This window comes from Aquabacterium sp. A08 (genome assembly GCF_011742065.1).
Map to the genome: position 1 here is coordinate 1 of NZ_JAAQQT010000151.1, position 383 is coordinate 383.

Below are 383 nucleotides of genomic sequence, written 5' to 3' on the forward strand. Positions count from 1 at the left end.
GGTGGTGGAGATCGGCATGATCTCGCCCCCGGTGGGCCTGAACCTGTTCGTGATCAATTCGCTGCTCAAGGACGTCAAGCTCTCGACCATCTACCACGGCGTCTGGCCCTTCGTCATGGCCGACATCCTCCGCCTGGGCATCCTCATCGCCATCCCAGGCCTCTCGCTATGGCTCCCTCAGCTGATGCGGACTTGACAGCGCCCCGACCGTAAACCGCTTAACGTGCCCCTGCTGGGGCACGTTTCGTTTGCACACCACAACAACCACCCGGAGACACGCCATGACCGCCACCCCCCTGAACCGCCAGACCCTGGGCGACCTGCTGCGCCGCACGCGCCAGCGTTTCCCGCACAAGCCCGCCATCCGCTGCGGCGACACGGCC

At 65.5% G+C, this 383-nt stretch carries 1 protein-coding gene; it reads left to right on the plus strand.

The features are described from left to right. Nucleotides 1-196, plus strand: a 196-nt coding sequence (locus HA630_RS00855) for a TRAP transporter large permease subunit (RefSeq protein ID WP_166832075.1), incomplete at its 5' end; no start/stop codon positions are given. Between the last annotated feature and the right edge of the window lie 187 nt (nucleotides 197-383).